Source organism: Cedecea sp. (assembly GCF_036500665.1).
Classification (GTDB): Bacteria; Pseudomonadota; Gammaproteobacteria; order Enterobacterales; family Enterobacteriaceae; genus Cedecea.
Map to the genome: position 1 here is coordinate 1 of NZ_DASYBS010000074.1, position 2,237 is coordinate 2,237.

Sequence of the window (2,237 nt, forward strand, 5' to 3'; positions counted from 1 at the left end):
GAGTCGTATTCGTTCTGACTCTCCAGAACCATACGGATGGCCCGCTGGCGGACCTCAGGGGAAAAACGCGTATTTTTAGTCATCCTGTTTGCCTCTTTCTCAAGGAGTTTAGTCTCCAGGATTTCCGGGGCGGTTCAGTGAAGGCCAGGAAGATCAGCTTGGATCGTTGGGTCTGGTGCTCAATATTATTGTTCTGTGGAACACGATTTACATGGATGCAGTAATTCAGCAGCTCAGGCGTGAGGGCTATCCGGTTCTGGATTCAGACGTTGAGAAACTTTCACCGTTACAGTGTGGGCATATCAACATGCAGGGGCGCTATTCATTTACAGTGCCGGAATCCGTCAGCAAGGGTGAGCTGAGAGCTTTCAATGAAGAGGCATAATTTATTGATTAATAGATTAATGGCTATTTAAGTTGACCACTTAACGGCGTTTACTGTTCCGCTGCTCCCCAAACCCCAATATGGGAGCTACACGCGTGGCGCCGATAACGTACATTATGTTAAAAAGTGCCATTTTTCTTGAAATTATAGCAAATAGGTAATATTATTTTCTATAGCAAATAAGCTATGAGGGATCGCTGATGTGGAGTGTTGAGACGACGGATACTTTCGATGACTGGCTTAAGGCTCAAACCCCGGCCTTACAGATTGATATGTTATCGGCAATGCATCTGCTGGAAGAATTTGGTCCACATCTGGGACGTCCCTATGTTGACACTGTTAATGACTCTGATTATGCAAATATGAAGGAGTTACGTGTCCAACACGCTGGTAATCCTATCAGAGCTTTCTTTGCGTTTGATCCGAAGCGTAACGCCGTTGTTTTATGTGCCGGTGATAAGACCGGACTCAATGAAAAGCGGTTTTACAAAAATATGATCAAGTTAGCTGATAAAGAGTTTACCGAGCACCTGGCAAAGTAAGGAAATCACATGTCCACTTTAAAAGAATTGATGGCACTGCAAAGCCCCGAAAGCCAAAAGCTCATTGCCGAACGCGTTGAAGAGATGCGCCGCGATGTGCTTTTAAGCCAGCTGCGTAACGAATTGCAGATCTCGCAGTCTGAGCTTGCCGCCGCGATGGGGGTAAAACAGCCTACATTGTCGAAGATTGAGCAGCCAGATAATGATCCCCGTCTTTCTACTCTTAAACGCTACGTTGTGGCGCTGGGCGGGGAATTAAGCATAGATATTACCCTGCCCACCGGGAAGCGCGTAGCTTTCCACATCTGATTATTTTTAATAAGCCGTATTTATTGCGGCTTCTACAATTGTCTGACTCTCTAAAAAAGCCCTCTCCGTGCCCGCATGCGCACAGGAGAGGTGGCCAGAGACCCAACACCAGGGAAGCCTGTAGTGGTCAACTAATTTTGGCCACAGGACCTGACTGTTCGTGGAACAGCCGCTCTGATTCATTTGGCGTTAAGCCGCCGTTATACCAGTGGGGCCGGAGAGCACTGTAATACCCTGTGATATACCGGATTATGGCCGACTTCGCTTCCCCTAAGCTTTTGTAGCCCGTCGCCGGTACCCATTCACTCTTCAGGCTGCGGAAGAACCGCTCCATCGGGCTGTTATCCCAGCAGTTTCCCCGGCGACTCATACTCTGTGTTATCCGGCAACGCCACAGCATCTGCCGATACTTGCGGCTGGTATAGTGGCTCCCCTGATCGCTGTGGAACATCACGCCTGATGGTTGCCCTCGCAGCTCCCACGCCATCTGAAGCGCTTTTATGGTGAGGTCTGAGTCCGGTGAGGTCGATATCGCCCAGCCCACCGGTTTTCGGGCGAACAGCTCCAGCACCACAGCGAGATAAGCCCACTGTTTTCCCGTCCAGATATAAGTCACATCTCCACACCAGCACTGATCTGGTTCTGTGACGGCGAACTGCCGGGCAAGAAGGTTCGGGATTTCAACATGCTCACTGCCTCCGCGTTTGTATTTATGCGCAGGCACCTGACAACTGCTGATACTGAGTTCCTTCATCAATCGCCCGGCCAGCCATCGCCCGAGCTTTACGCCCCTGGCACTTACCATCGTGGCGATACTTCGGGCTCCGGCAGAGCCTCCACTGGCATTCCAGGCCTCACTGAGAACAGTAGCCCGCCTGCGGCGGGAGCTAAGGCGCTGTCAGAAAGGCGCTTTTTTCAGCTACCGTAGCCCGTTATAATCCCGCGCATGTATATTCCCCGACCTGCAAAGCTCCTCTTCCTGATTGATGATGGCTGGGGTC

The 2,237-nt window shown here is 50.6% G+C and carries 2 protein-coding genes and 2 pseudogenes; 3 read left to right on the plus strand and 1 reads right to left on the minus strand.

From position 1 onward, the window contains the following. Nucleotides 1-130 precede the first annotated feature (130 nt). The 3 genes and pseudogenes from VGM55_RS12225 to VGM55_RS12235 all read left to right on the plus strand — a co-directional run. Nucleotides 131-385: pseudogene (locus tag VGM55_RS12225) on the plus strand (Tn3 family transposase); the annotation flags it as partial. 200 nt (nucleotides 386-585) lie between these two features. Beyond that, on the plus strand, nucleotides 586-927 hold the full coding sequence (locus VGM55_RS12230) for a type II toxin-antitoxin system RelE/ParE family toxin (RefSeq protein WP_331635607.1): 342 nt from the start codon (nucleotides 586-588) through the stop codon (nucleotides 925-927). 9 nt (nucleotides 928-936) lie between these two features. Then, nucleotides 937-1,236, plus strand: a complete 300-nt coding sequence (locus VGM55_RS12235; protein WP_331635608.1) for a helix-turn-helix domain-containing protein — start codon at nucleotides 937-939, stop codon at nucleotides 1,234-1,236. A gap of 127 nt (nucleotides 1,237-1,363) precedes the next feature. Here the strand turns inward: VGM55_RS12235 and VGM55_RS12240 are convergent. After that, a pseudogene (locus tag VGM55_RS12240) lies at nucleotides 1,364-2,104 on the minus strand (IS3 family transposase); the annotation flags it as partial. Between the last annotated feature and the right edge of the window lie 133 nt (nucleotides 2,105-2,237).